9 protein-coding genes and 1 other RNA gene are annotated in these 13,766 nt (G+C 49.3%); 4 read left to right on the top strand and 6 right to left on the bottom strand.

The features are described 5' to 3' along the window. Positions 1-88 precede the first annotated feature (88 nt). Positions 89-1,999 carry an alpha-amylase family protein gene (locus ACTHTY_RS03155; RefSeq protein ID WP_440366440.1) on the bottom strand — a complete coding sequence of 637 codons (1,911 nt, stop codon included), beginning with the start codon at positions 1,997-1,999 and terminating at the stop codon, positions 89-91. Positions 2,000-2,666: 667 nt separating this feature from the next. Between ACTHTY_RS03155 and ACTHTY_RS03160 the strand changes: the two genes are divergently transcribed. Genes ACTHTY_RS03160 through ACTHTY_RS03170 form a run of 3 tightly spaced genes read left to right on the top strand, consistent with a single transcriptional unit; the run spans position 2,667 to position 5,595 of the window. Next, positions 2,667-3,446, top strand: coding sequence for a (Fe-S)-binding protein (locus ACTHTY_RS03160; protein WP_049323225.1), 780 nt, complete (start codon positions 2,667-2,669; stop codon positions 3,444-3,446). Further along, complete coding sequence (locus ACTHTY_RS03165; RefSeq protein ID WP_101755456.1) at positions 3,443-4,144, top strand: LutC/YkgG family protein; 702 nt, start codon at positions 3,443-3,445, stop codon at positions 4,142-4,144. The genes ACTHTY_RS03160 and ACTHTY_RS03165 overlap by 4 nt, the downstream gene beginning before the upstream one ends. After that, on the top strand, positions 4,141-5,595 hold the full coding sequence (locus ACTHTY_RS03170; RefSeq protein ID WP_049344815.1) for a LutB/LldF family L-lactate oxidation iron-sulfur protein: 1,455 nt from the start codon (positions 4,141-4,143) through the stop codon (positions 5,593-5,595). Before ACTHTY_RS03165 ends, ACTHTY_RS03170 begins: the two co-directional genes overlap by 4 nt. Positions 5,596-5,782: 187 nt before the next feature. Here ACTHTY_RS03170 and ACTHTY_RS03175 read toward each other — a convergent pair whose 3' ends face one another. Beyond that, positions 5,783-9,616, bottom strand: a complete 3,834-nt coding sequence (locus ACTHTY_RS03175) for a DUF3683 domain-containing protein (RefSeq protein WP_440366441.1) — start codon at positions 9,614-9,616, stop codon at positions 5,783-5,785. Between the two features lie 260 nt (positions 9,617-9,876). Here ACTHTY_RS03175 and ffs point away from each other — a divergent pair. Then, an RNA gene (ffs, locus tag ACTHTY_RS03180) (signal recognition particle sRNA small type) lies at positions 9,877-9,973 on the top strand. Positions 9,974-10,090: 117 nt separating this feature from the next. Here the strand turns inward: ffs and ACTHTY_RS03185 are convergent. From ACTHTY_RS03185 to ACTHTY_RS03200, 4 genes are all read right to left on the bottom strand, one after another. Further along, positions 10,091-11,308 (bottom strand): uracil-xanthine permease family protein, encoded by a 1,218-nt coding sequence (locus tag ACTHTY_RS03185; protein WP_003679234.1) that lies wholly within the window; start codon positions 11,306-11,308, stop codon positions 10,091-10,093. 167 nt (positions 11,309-11,475) lie between these two features. Further along, positions 11,476-11,787: a hypothetical protein gene (locus ACTHTY_RS03190; protein ID WP_070712923.1), complete on the bottom strand. Its 312-nt coding sequence runs from the start codon at positions 11,785-11,787 to the stop codon at positions 11,476-11,478. Positions 11,788-11,850: 63 nt separating this feature from the next. Then, positions 11,851-12,462 carry a hypothetical protein gene (locus ACTHTY_RS03195; RefSeq protein WP_440366442.1) on the bottom strand — a complete coding sequence of 204 codons (612 nt, stop codon included), beginning with the start codon at positions 12,460-12,462 and terminating at the stop codon, positions 11,851-11,853. Next, a complete protein-coding gene (locus ACTHTY_RS03200) occupies positions 12,462-13,724 on the bottom strand; it encodes a multifunctional CCA addition/repair protein (RefSeq protein WP_440366443.1) in 1,263 nt (420 codons plus the stop codon). The genes ACTHTY_RS03195 and ACTHTY_RS03200 overlap by 1 nt, the downstream gene beginning before the upstream one ends. Between the last annotated feature and the right edge of the window lie 42 nt (positions 13,725-13,766).

Raw genomic sequence — 13,766 nt, forward strand, 5'->3', positions numbered from 1 at the left:
CAAAATACAAAATACATCTTATGCCTTAAAAGGCCGTCTGAACGCTGATTTGTTCAGACGGCCTTGAATGATGTATAAAAAATTCAGCTTATGCAATTTCAAGCCACATGACTTGATAGGGTTGCAGGACCAAATCCTGATTCAGAGAAACGGTTTGACCGCTGATCAAATCGTGCGCTTTAAACGGCATGGCCTGCAGGGTGTGCGCACTAATGGTTTGCGCATGTTCGCTGAAGTTGCCGAATGCCAAAAGCGCGTTGTTGCGCATATAGCCGATGATATGTTTGTTGTTGGTATTGAAGGTAACCAACCTGCCGCCGTCAAAGCGCGGATTGCTTTGGCGGATGGAAATCATATGGCGTAAACCTTGGAAGATTTGACCGGCAGTGGTCGAGCTGTCGTGGCGTTGGTTGTACAACTCCTCATTGTAACGAGGACGGTGTGCCCAGCGGCTGTCGTCGCTCTTATTGCTGTCTTGAGACCAGTCGTCGTCATTGAGCGTACCCACTTCGTCGCCTAGGTAAATCAGCGGCAGGCCGCCAGTACTCAAAGCAATGCTGTACAAGAGTTTGATGCGGTCAACAGCATGCGGATCGTTTTGCGCTAAGCCGACCAATGCTGCTGCTGTACCGCTGACACGGCAGTCTCCTGTGCTTGGGTTGTATTGGAACGGTACGCCGCGCGCGAAGCTGCCGTCGAAATGGTTGACGAAGAAGCGGTTGAGGAATTGTCGGTGGTCGTAGCCGTGGATGCCAAACTGCCATGCATCCTCATCGGCAAATGTCCAGCCGATGTCGTCATGGCTGCGGACGTAGTTGACCCATGCTGTGTGGTCGGGCAGGTTGTGGCGGTAGGTCAGTGCTTGATGGAGCAAGTTGACTTCGCGTGTGGCGAGGGTGTTCCACAACAATGCCATTTGCAGAGGGTTGTAGCCGATTTGACATTCGTCTTGGCTGATGTATTGGACAACTTGGTCAGGGTGGACGATGGCTTCCGATTTGAAGAATACGGCTGGCGCTGCGATACGCATTACAGAGTTAAACGCGCGAATCAGAGCGTGTGCCTGAGGCAGGTTTTCGCAGCTTGTGCCCATTTGCTTCCAAATAAAGGCAACGGCGTCCATGCGCAGAATATCAACGCCCAAGTTGGCAAGGAACATCATTTCGCCTGCCATGGCACGGAATACCCATGGGTTGCTGTAATTCAAGTCCCATTGGAAAGAATTGAACGTTGTCCATACCCAGCGTCCGTCTTCCAGTTGGGAGAAGCCGCCCGGGTGTTGGTCGGGGAAGATTTCACGCAGGGTGCGGTCGTATTGGTTGGGCATCCAACGGTCAGGGAAAATGTAGTAGAAATTGTCGTAGAGCGGATCGCCGGCGGCGCAGCGTTTTGCCCATTCGTGTTCGTTGGAAGTGTGGTTGAAGATGAAATCGACAACGGCGGAAATACCTGCTTCGTGCAAGGCGGCAATGACATCGCGCAAGTCGTCTATTGTGCCCAGTGCCGGATTGACATCGCGGTAGCTGCTGACCGCATATCCGCCGTCGCTTTTGCCTTCAGGGCATTTAAACAGGGGCATCAGGTGCAGATAGGTCAGGCCCAACTCTTGGAAATAAGGAATTTTGGCTTTCAAGCCTTGCAGATCGCCTGCGAACAAATCGACGTAGCACGCGCCGCCAACCTGTTTGTTGGACAAAATCCAATCAGGATCGTTTTCGCGCGCGATATCGATTTCTTTTAAGGATGAGTTGCGTTGGGAATAGCTTTGCCATGCTTGGGCAATCAGTTGCTCCAACATGGGGAGGACGGCTTCGTTGTTGTTGTAAACGTTGTCCAGCTCGTGCATCAGTTTTGGAAAGTGTTCTTCAAGCCGTCTGTCAAACTGTTTCCAGTCTTCAGATGCCTCGATGCTTGCACGCTGTTCGGGAGTATATATCGATAGGGTGCGTTCTTTAAGGTGATGCAAGGTCAAATCAATCTGTTGAGTCTGGGTCAACATAATGCCTACTCCGAAATTAAGGTGAAATTGTTTTGAAGCTTGGTTTCACTTCTTTTGCAAATCCATGCCGATTGTGGGCGGCTAAGACTGTAATTTTGCGTCAAGAAACTGTCTCAATGATACTGGAAGTGCTTGAGTGTGCAAAGGGTTTTCAAGGTTAGGAACGATGATTTTTCAAGTGTTTGATTTTGATTAAAAGTAGGATTAAGCAGATGGAAAGAGGCCTTTTGACGAACTTATCTTTCAGACGGCCTGAGTCTTGTGAGAAAAACTTTTATTTTTATTGTCTTAGATATCTTTTTATTCCAATATGGCCGTCTGAAACATATTTACAGCATAGCGGATTGCTTGTTTCATCTAAAAACGTGTCATAGAGATTAAGTTCATGACTTCTGATGTAAATCAAAATTCTATAAAGAGGCAGTGATTGTGTTTTGAAGAGGGAAGGAATGTACGAGTTTCATTTATTAAAAAATGAATCCATCAGTTTTCTTATTGATAGTGGTTATTATGTAGATTATCAAGTTAATAAGGAAAAGGTGTTTGTCTGGTTTGTCATGCTTTTTTAATATTATTTTTTAAAATTAGACTTGACCCATTACAAGCAATTACTTAAAGTACCCATCTTATTTTTACACAAGAAAACGGGTTGTCCCGTTCCAAAAAAATGAGCGCAATCAAACCACCACAAATCACCGTATTCGACAGCAAGCCAACCGATGCTTATTTCTTCGGTACTTGCGTTCTTGACCTTTTCATGCCCGAAGCAGGCATGGATGCCATCACTTTAATCGAACAACAGGGCATCCGTATCCATTATCCGATGGAGCAAAGCTGCTGTGGTCAACCGGCCTATTCGTCAGGTCATCCTAAAGAAGCCTTTGATGTTGCCAAAGCGCAACTGGATTTATTCCCTGAAAATTGGCCGATTGTCGTGCCTTCTGGTTCTTGCGGCGGCATGATGAAACACCACTGGCCGACTTTGTTCAAAGGCACCGAGTACGAACAAAAAGCCATTGATTGCGCCAATCGTATCATTGAATTTACCCACTTCCTGCTGGCGATTGGTTACAAACCTGAAGATAAAGGCGAGCCGGTTAAAGTGGCCGTTCATACTTCCTGCGCGGCACGTCGCGAGATGAATGTCCATTTGTCAGGCTGGCAGCTGATTGACGGCATGGAAAATGTTGAACGTATCGTTCACGACCATGAAAGTGAATGCTGCGGTTTTGGCGGTACATTCTCTGTAAAACAAGCCGATATTTCCGGCGCGATGGTAACCGACAAAGTTGCAGCACTGAAAGAAACAGGCGCAACTGAAATCATTAGCGCGGACTGTGGCTGCATGATGAATATCGGCGGCAAAATTGCCAAAGACGAACCCAATATGCCACGTCCGAAACATATTGCATCTTTCCTGTTGGAACGTACCGGAGGTAAAGCATGAGCGCGCGCGAAAATATTTTAGCGAAATTGAAAAAAGCCGATGCCTTGCCGATGGAAGAGCCGCCGGTTTTCGATTATTACCGTGAAATGGGTGTTTCTTGGGCAAACGATGTCGAACGCTTGAAACATTGGGCGGCTGCCATGCGTGCCGTCAAAACTGAAATCTATTGGGTTACTAAAACCAACTGGCCGCAAGTATTTTGCCAAGCAGCCGAAGGCAAAGGCTTGAAAAACATTCTGCTTCCATTGGAAACGGAACATGGTCAGCTGGCTCGTGCAGCTTTGGCCGATACCAATATTGAACCGCGCGGTTTTGAGCGAAAAATCGACGACTGGAAAAATGAATTTTTTGCCGATATTGAGGCTGGATTTAGCGGCTCTAAATGCGGTATTGCCCGTACCGGTACGATTATGCTGGAGTCCAGCCCTGTCGAGCCGCGCAGCCTGAGTTTGGTTCCGCCTGTGCATTTCTGCCTGTTTGACACCAGCAAAATGTACAACGAATTCCATAATGCTGTTGAAGGCGAAAAACTGGTAGAAAAAGGCATGCCTACCAACGTTATTTTGATTTCCGGCCCGTCTAAGACTGCCGATATTCAATTGACTTTGGCCTATGGTGCACACGGCCCGCGCGATTTGGTGGTTTTGGCCGTTCTGCCTGATCACATTTCCCCTGCCGATTTGGAGGAAAAAGCATGAGTTCCCAAACCATTAAATTCCATATGAAGCCGGAAACGTTCAAGCAAAACGCCGCAATTTCTTTGCAAGACAAGCCTCTGCGTAAAAGCTTGCGCACAGCGATGGATATGCTGATGACCAAGCGCAAAGCCGTTTTGACAGATGAAGAAGAGCTGCAAAGCCTGCGTGACTTGTGTGAGCATGTCCGTCAACGTTCGTTGTCCAAATTGCCTGCATTGTTGGAGCAATTGGAAGAAAACCTGACCAAGTTAGGCGTTAAAGTCCACTGGGCGGAAACACCTGCCGAAGCCTGCCAAATCATTCACAACATCATTACCGATAAAAACGGCAAGCTGATGGTGAAAGGCAAATCTATGGTCAGCGAAGAGATTGAGCTGAACCATTATCTGCAAGATCAAGGCATCAAAGCGATTGAGAGCGACTTGGGCGAGTTTATCGTTCAAATGGCCGGTGAGAAACCAACCCATATCGTGATGCCTGCCATTCATAAAACCAAAGAGCAGGTTAGCGAGCTTTTCCATCAAAACCTCGGTACTCCATTAACAGATGATGTAGACCAACTGACCGGATTTGCGCGTAAAGCATTGCGCGATATTTACAGCACTGCCGATGTCGGTTTGAGCGGTGTGAACTTTGCCGTAGCGGAAACAGGTACTTTGTGCCTGGTCGAAAACGAAGGCAACGGCCGCTTGAGTACCACTGTACCGCCTGTGCACATCGCCATTACCGGTATTGAAAAAGTGGTTGCGAAGCTGTCGGATGTTCCGCCTTTATACAGCCTGTTGCCACGCTCCGCCATCGGTCAGAACATTACCACTTATTTCAATATGATTACCGGCCCTCGCCGTAGCGAAGAGCTGGACGGTCCTCAAGAAATGCACTTGGTACTGCTTGATAACGGCCGTAGCCAAGCTTATGCAGAAGATCAAATGCGCCGTACCTTGCAATGTATCCGTTGCGGTGCGTGTATGAACCACTGTCCGGTTTATACCCGTATCGGTGGCGCGGCTTACGGTACGACTTATCCTGGTCCGATTGGCGAGATTATCTCTCCACATTTGTTAGGCTTGGATGCAACACGCGATCTGCCGACTGCGTGTACCATGTGTGGCGCCTGTGTTGAGGTTTGTCCGGTACGTATTCCGATTACCGAACAAATGCAACGTCTGCGTGTTGAAGCGCAACGTTCGCCAACCGAAACCGTTCCTCATCCTATCCGTGGTCAAGGTGCATCGCATACTTTCGGCGAACAAATGGCATGGCGTACGTTTAACGGTATTTTCAGCGGTAGTAAAGCTTATCGAGCATTCGGCTGGGCTGCTACCAAATTCCGTGCATTGACGCCAAGCAAGCAGTTAAGCTGGACCAATAACCATGTTCCGATGAAACCTGCCAAGCAAACATTGCATGAGATGATGGCAGAAAGAAAACGTCAGCAAGAAAAAGCATAAGACTTGAAAATAAAACCTGGGGGATAAAAGCCTCAGGTTTTATTTTTTATTAAATACTGCTGGTGTAGCATCGCTATTTGTAAAGGCATTTGATTTGATTATTGTATTTTGATTCTTTTGAATAAAAAGGCCGTCTGAAAGATTTTCAGACGGCCTTTATTACAGCCAAAAGTTTTTATCTAAGTCCTTAGAGCAATACTTTTTCTACACCGCCGTTATTGGCTTTTTTCACAAACTCATCCAGCCAGTTTTCGCCGAGGATGTGTTTTGCCATTTCGATGACGATGTAGTCTGCAGGCATATTGTTGTCGTCGGCGTAGCGGCTCAAGCCTTGCAGGCAGGCTGGGCAGGAGGTAAGCATTTTGACAGGTTCGCCCTGCGGCAGCTCTTTGAGGTTTTTCTCAATTTCCTCTTGTTTGCGGAACTTGACCTGAGTGGCAATGTCTGGCCGTTTAACGGCAAACATACCGGACTCGCCGCAGCAGCGGTCGCTTAAGACGACTTTCTGTCCCATCAGGCTGCTGGCCATTTGGGTGGCGTTCATGGTTTTAATCGGGGTATGGCAAGGGTCGTGGTAGAGGTATTGCTGACCTTGCACGCCGTTTAGCTGCACCCCTTTTTCAAGCAGGTATTCGTGGATGTCGATGATACGGCAGCCTGGGAAGATTTCCTCAAAACGGTATTTTTCGAGCTGGTCGTAGCAGGTGCCGCAACTGACAACGACGGTCTTAATGTCGAGGTAGTTGAGGGTGTTTGCCATACGGTGGAAAGCCACGCGGTTGTTGGTGCTCATTTCTTCGGCTTTAGCCTTATTGCCGCCTGCGTCTTGTGGATAGCCGCAACACATATAGCCGGGTGGCAGGACGGTTTGTACGCCGACATGCCAAAGCATGGCTTGAACGGCAAGCCCGATTTGGCTGAACAAGCGCTCAGAGCCGCAACCTGGGAAATAGAACACGGCCTCGGCATCTTCCGGAGAAGCCGGATTGCGGATGATAGGAATACTCTTGTCGTCTTCTATGCCCAGCATGGAGCGCGGAGTTTTGGCAGGCACGCTTTTCGGCAAAGGACGGTTGATGAAGTGGACAACCTGTTCTTTGATTGAGGCGGTACCGACAGTGGCTTTCGGTTCGGCTTTTTGCTTTTTAGTGCCGATCGGAAGAAGCTTGCCGATTTTGTAGGCAAAGTTTTGCGCAGGGAAGCCGGTTTGTATCATGGCGGCGCGAAGGGCTTTGATGGTTTTGGGGCCTGTGGCGTTCAAAAATGCCATGCCCATTGAAGCCGCAGGCGCAAAGCGTTTGTGGCCGGAATCGGCAAGGTAGTTGCGGACGGCTACGGTAACGTCGCCGAAGTCGATGTTGACAGGGCAAGGCTTAACGCAGCGGTGGCACACGGTGCAGTGGTCGCCGATGTCCATCAGTTCTTCAAAATGTTTGACGGAAACGCCGCGACGGGTTTGTTCTTCGTATAAGAAGGCTTCGGTCAACAGCCCCACGCCGAGAATTTTGTTGCGCGGGCTGTACAGCAGGTTGGCACGCGGAACGTGAGTAGAGCAAACAGGTTTGCATTTGCCGCAGCGCAGGCAGTCTTTGACGGAATCGGCAATGGTGCCGAGGTCTGATTTTTCCATAATCAGCGATTCCGCGCCCAAAAGCTCGAACGACGGCGTGTAGGCGTTGCGTAAGTCCGAGCCTTTCATCAGTTTGTGACGGTTGAAGGTGTGTTTGGGATCGACTTGGTTTTTATAGTCCCAAAACGGCTGCAAATCTTCATCGGTCAGAAATTCGAGCTTGGTGATGCCGATGCCGTGTTCGCCCGAAATCACGCCGCCGAGCGAGCGGGCGATTTTCATAATGCGTTCGACCGAACGGTAGGCGGTCTGAAGCATTTGGGCGTCGTCTGAATTGACGGGGATGTTGGTGTGGACGTTGCCGTCGCCGGCGTGCATGTGCAGGGCGACGAAGACGCGGCTGCGTACGGTTTTGGCGTGGATTTTGCCCAAGCCTTGGATAATTTTGGTATCAGTTTTGCCGCTGAAGATTTCAGAAAGCGGCTTCATTACGTCCGCTTTGACAGACACGCGCAGGCGGAAATCGCGGAAGGCAATAAAGCAGCTTTCATTGTCTTTGGCTTCGGGCGCAGCGTGGACGGATGCGCCATAGCGAGTCTTATAGTCGGCAAGCGGCGCGTCTAAGTTAGCAAGCAGCCATTCCCAACGCGCTTTGACAGCGGAAACGTGGGCTAGGGCGTGTTTGCCGCGTTCGCCCAATAGTTCGGCGGTTGGCAGGTCTGTTCCCATTTTGTCGATGGGGAGTTTACCCGACAGATATTGCTCCAATGCGGCGCAGAGTTTGAGTTTGTTTTGGATGGAAAGCTCAATGTTGATGCGTTCGATGCCGTCTGAATACTCACCGAGCCTTTCGAGTGGGATTACCACGTCTTCATTGATTTTAAAGGCGTTGGTGTGTTTGGCGATGGCGGCGGTGCGGCTGCGGTCAAGCCAGAAGGTTTTACGGGCTTCGGGAGATATGGCGATAAAGCCTTCGCCGTCGCGGGCGCGGGCGAGTTCGCAGATGTGTTCGGCGGCTGCCTGTACGGCGGCTTCGTCGTCGGAAACCACGTCTGCCAGCAAGACCATTTTAGGTCGGCCTTTGCCTGCTGCTTTGGTGGCATAACCAACGGCGCGGACGTAGCGCCAGTCTAAATGTTCCAAACCGGCAAGGCGTACACTTTCATGTGCAAGCAAGAAGTCGCGGATTTCAACAATGGACGGCGTGGCAGTGGCGACCGTGCCAAAAAACTCCATACACACGGTGCGCGTGTATTTCGGCATGGTGTGCAACACGAAGGCAACGCTGGTGATGATGCCGTCCGTACCTTCTTTTTGCACGCCGGGCAGGCCGCTCAAGAATTTGTCGGTAACGTCTTTGCCCAAACCGACTTTGCGGAATTTGTGACCGGGGATTTCCAAACGTTTGGTATGGACGATATTGCGGCCGTCTGAATCCAGCGTATGTACGTCAAATATGGCGGTTTCTTCATCGTGGATTTTGCCAAAGTTGTGACGCACACGTTCGATACGCAACCATTCGCCTTGAGGGTTAACCATGTTCCAGTAGGCGAGGTTGTCCAAGGCAGTACCCCACAGCACGGCTTTTTTACCGCCTGCGTTCATCGCCACATTACCGCCCACGCAAGACGCATCGGCGGAAGTCGGATCAACGGCGAACACTAAACCTGCGTGATGCGCGGTTTCTTCCACTCGGCGGGTTACCACGCCTGCGCCGCAATGGATAATCGGATGTCTGCCATCCAAGCCTGCCAGCTCAACGTATTCAACGCCGCGATGCTTGTCGAGTTTTTCGGTATTGATGACTGCGCTGTTTGCGTCCAAAGGTACTGCGCCGCCGGTATAACCCGTACCGCCTCCGCGTGGGATAATGACCAAGTCCAGCTCGATTAAGGCGCGCACCAAAGGCGCGATTTCTGCCTCGGTATCAGGATTGACGACGACAAACGGATATTCCACGCGCCAGTCGGTTGCATCGGTAACGTGCGTTACGCGAGCCAAGCCGTCAAACATGATGTTGTGCGGCTTGGTGATTTTGCTTAAGCGTTCCAAAATTTGATGGCGTTTTTGGCTGGTTTCATCAAAACTGCTATCAAAACGCTCGACTGCTTTTTCTGCTGCGGCAACCAAGACATCCACTTGCCGATTATCGTCGCGGCGTTTGCGAATTTCATTTAAGCGGTGGCGCATTTCCCGCACCAGCGCGGCGCGGCGTTTCGGGTGCTCCAACAAGTCATCAACCAGATACGGATTGCGCACGACCACCCAAATATCGCCCAATACTTCAAACAGCATTCGTGCCGAACGTCCTGTTTTGCGTTGACCGCGCAGGTCTTGCAGGATTTGCCACGCTTCGTTGCCCAACAGTCGGATGACGATTTCGCGGTCGGTATAAGAAGTATAGTTATAGGGAATTTCTCGAATACGCTGAGGGGCAGTAGTCGTGGTCATGGTCGTGTTCCGTTGATGGATGTAATGTTTTTATATTAAAGGCCGTCTGAAAAATGCAATTTCTTCTTGATGGCGTAAAGTGTTAATGTAGTGTAATTTTCGATATTTTTCAACGGAAAAGACAATAAACATTTCAATGGGAATGATTTGCAACTAGGCAATATTGTTTACAATCTTGTCGTGTAAATAGTTTTCAGACGGCCTGACAGATTTTATCGCTTGAGTTTTTCTGTAAAACCGCTATAATGCCTTTCTTCTATGGCGGGTCTCCCCGCATGGTAATTCGGAACACCGGGTCAGGGGCGGAAGCCAGCAGCCCACTCTGATGAGCCAGTGCCGGGGGTTCGGCTCGCCACCTTATTCAAAAATGCCGGAGATGATAAAGTCTCCGGCATTTTTCATTGTATAAAGCGTAATAAAAAGGCCGTCTGAAATCTCATTTTCAGACGGCCTTTGAGTTTATGAACCAGCTATTTATGCTTCTTCTGATTTTGTATTGGGCAAAACGCAGTTCAGGATAATGGCCAATACGGCGCATAAACCTACACCGGCGAAGCTCAAAGTACCTACTTTGATAATCATGCCGCCGATACCGGTTGTCAATACGGAGCTGACGATAACCAGATTTTTCGGCTGCATCAAATCGACTTTCGCATCAATCAATGTTTTGATGCCCAAAGAGGCGATTGTGCCGAACAGCAGCAACATAATACCGCCCATAACCGGCATAGGAATCGAAGCCAAAAACGCGTTGAATTTACCGAAAAACGCCATGAAAATCGCAAAAATTGCCGCCCAAGTCATGATGACGGGGTTGCTATTTTTGGTAATCATCACCGCGCCGGTTACCTCGCCGTAAGTGGTCACAGGAGGGCCGCCGATCAAACCGGCCACGCACACACCCAAGCCGTCGCCGGCGAGGGTTTTGTCCAAGCCCGGGTCTTTAGTGTAGTTTTTTCCGGTTACATTACCGATGGCCATAATGCCGCCGATGTGTTCGATGGCCGGGGCGATGGCAACGGGCAACATAAACAAGGCAGCCTGCCAGTTGACTTGAGGCGTTTCAAAATGAGGGACGGCAAACCAAGGAGCGTTGATGATGGCACTGGTATCGACCAAGCCCATGATTAGAGCCAATACATAACCGGAAGCCACGCCGATCAAAATCGGAATCAGCTTCATCATTTTGCTGCCGAAGACAGAAACAATGACGGTTACCGCAAAGGTAAAGCCGGAGAGAATCAGCGAGTCGATATAGTCGATGACCTGTTTTCCATCTGCCTGACCCATGGCCATGCTGCTGGCTGCAGCGGCCACGGACAAACCAATTACCATAATCACCGGACCGATAACCACGGGCGGCAACAGTTTGTGTACCGCATCCAGACCACGCCATCTAATCAGCGCGGCAAAGACAAAGTACATGAAACCTGCCGCAAACAGGCCGAACATGGTAGAAGGCAGGCCCCATTCGCCGATGGAATAGATAATCGGTGCAATAAAGGCAAAAGAAGAGCCGAGGAAAATCGGCACTTTACGTTTGGTAACCAATTGGAACAACAAAGTGCCCAAGCCTGCGCCCAATAATGCCAAAGCCGGGTTCAGTCCCGTCAGAAGCGGCACAAGCACCATGGCACCGAATGCGACAAACAAAATCTGCGCACCGGCTACCGCTGTTTTAAGCTGGTTCATAAAAGCTCCGAAGAAAATTCAAACGGCGCAGATTATACTGATTTATCCTAGTCATGAACATTTATTTACAAAAGGCCGTCTGAACAAATGTAACGATGACACCTGTTCAGACGGCCTTGTTCGATAGCGAGTGGTTAGTAACTTATCAAAATCGATTAGGAAAATTTTCAGCCGCGTGTTTCGCGCCAAACCAAATAATCGCGCAGGGGCGGCATGGGCGGATTGATACAGTGCGGGCAGATACCGGTTGTGTCTTCATCGTCGCTGTCGATATGGTAGTCGTTTGGATCGAAGCGCACCTGCTGCATCACAGCTTGTGCTAAAGCTTGTTCCTGTACGACATCAAATTCAAATTTTTCCAAAATCTCATTCAATAGGCAGATTTCGCCGTCGCTGAAAGATTCGCTGTGTTTGACAATGAGGCGTTGATAATCTTCATTGCTGATTTTTTCGTGAAGTAAATCGGTCTGGATAGTCATGATTTTTATTGTTGAAATAAGGTGGTTAAGTTGCGGATTATAGCAGATATCGTGGTGGCTGTTTTAAAGGCCGTGTTCTGGTTCGGAAAGTGCCTCTGTTTTGGCTTTTTTTGGCATTAGGCTATTTAATTTTGAGTTAATTGCTTGGTAATCGTCGCTATAAAAAAATTCTCCGATATATATGGTTTCCCCATGATAAACAAATGACCATGCACCTTGTTTACTATTTGGTTGTCGTAAGGGGCTGGAGATGGTGGATGTATTCCTTCTCTGGCTCAAATAGTTACGCAGTGTTATTTTAGTGTTTTTAGTATTTGCATGGTTCTCATGTGGCTGCCATTGCGCTATTTCTACGAGTGAAAATTTTTTACCTTTTCCCAATCCAAACAGCGCGAACTGGTGTGAAAGTATTCCATTTTGAACATGAATATGTTCTTGTCCAAAAAGTTGCCACAGTAAGTCATAAATACATTGGAAAGAAAGCAGACCCAAAAATATGAGGAGTATGATATTAAATGCTGATTCAAAGTTTAAATTTGGAATGTTTGCTAATATCAATAGTACGATTACAAGGTCTCTGCAAGTTAATAGAAGTTTGAGTCGGTTACGTATAATTTTTGCTGACAAGGTAATTTTGCTAGGTGTTTGTTCAATTTTATAACGCGAAGATGCCATCAATAGCCTCCTACTTTGTCTGCCTGATACGCTTTTTGCAGCGGTGTAATTTGCGCTAAGCGGGCATGATCAATTTGTTCGGCGATAAGGTGAGCTTTTCCTTGCGCGCGATACTCGGCGGCAATTTTGCCTGCATCTACTCGGTTGGCGGCTTCAAGTAAGGCCAGCCAGTGTTCGCGTTGCGGATAGGGGGCGTCTTCAAGGTTCAGACGGCCTTGTTTGTCGGCCACGCAGACGTTTAAGGCCGTCTGAAAACGTTCGGGGCGGCGGAATGCGTCGTTTTTTTTCAAAACATTCAAAATGGTTTTGCTTTTGAACTGCCCGACTTGATGGAGCATGATGTGCCAACGGCAGACGAGTTCGGCAAGCTCGGCGCAGTGTTTGGGCGCGCGCAGGCGTTGATTGACTTCGCGGACGGGTTCGACGCCATTGACGTCGTGTCCGTAGTGTTTCGGCAGTATATCGGCCGGTGTTTTTGCCTTGCCCAAGTCGTGTAATAAGGCGGCATAGCGTTCGGCGAGGGAGAGGTTCATCTCGGCGGCTCGTTGTACAACCATCAGCGTATGAATACCGCTGTCGATTTCGGGATGATAGTCGGCGCGTTGCGGTACGCCGAAAAGGGCATTGACTTCGGGCAGTAAAACTTTGAGTGCGCCGCATTCGCGCAAAACTTCAATCATTCTGCGCGGACTTTTTTCCATCAAGCCTTTGGCCAATTCTTGCCAGACGCGTTCGGCAACCAGAGCATCCGCTTCGCCGTTTTCTACCATTTGCCGCATCAGCGACATGGTTTCATCGGCAATTTGAAAACCATAACGCGCGGCAAAACGGGCGATACGCAAAATACGCACGGGGTCTTCGGCAAAGGCAGGCGAAACATGGCGCAGGATGCCGGCCGCCAAGTCTTGTTGTCCGCCAAAAGGATCGATGATCGTGCCGTCTGAATCCTGAGCCATGGCATTGATGGTCAGGTCTCGGCGCATCAGGTCTTGTTCCAGCGTAACGTCTTTATCGGCATGAAAGCTGAAACCGGCATAGCCTTTGGCGGTTTTGCGCTCGGTACGGGCGAGGGCGTATTCTTCGTGGCTGTCCGGATGGAGAAAGACGGGGAAATCCTTGCCGACAGGTTGATAGCCTTGAGCCAACATGGTTTGCGCATCTGCACCGACGACTACCCAGTCGCGGTCTTTGACGGGCAGGCCTAACAGATGGTCGCGGACGGCACCGCCGACAAGATAGGTTTTGATGGTTTGTGTATTCATATAAAAATCGAACGATATAAAAAGGCCGTCTGAAAAGCCGTA

Origin of the sequence: Neisseria sp. P0019.S002, from assembly GCF_051957155.1 — a bacterium.
In the GTDB taxonomy this organism is placed as follows: domain Bacteria; phylum Pseudomonadota; class Gammaproteobacteria; order Burkholderiales; family Neisseriaceae; genus Neisseria; species Neisseria perflava.